Consider the following 201-nt stretch of genomic DNA (forward strand, 5'->3'; position numbering starts at 1 on the left):
AAGCAGGATGCCGCCGGTCTGGGTGCTGGTCGCGCCGGCATTGGTCAGGGTCAGGGTCTGACCGCCCAGCAGCACGGTGCCCGAGCCGGACAGCGTCTGGATCTGGGCGCCATTGTCGGTCGCCGAGATGTCGAAGATGCCGTTGTCGTTCACGCCGCTCGACAGGGCGATGCCGCCCGAACCGGCCAGCGCCAGCGTGCC

Annotated in this window: 1 protein-coding gene; it reads right to left on the reverse strand. The window is 69.7% G+C overall.

Features of this window, described 5'->3' with window-relative positions; translation table 11 throughout:
* Nucleotides 1-201: hypothetical protein (locus tag ASC93_RS32295; protein ID WP_229412799.1), on the reverse strand; the 201-nt coding region annotated here is incomplete at both ends.

Origin of the sequence: Massilia sp. Root335, assembly GCF_001425685.1 — a bacterium.
In the GTDB taxonomy this organism is placed as follows: domain Bacteria; phylum Pseudomonadota; class Gammaproteobacteria; order Burkholderiales; family Burkholderiaceae_D; genus Telluria; species Telluria luteola.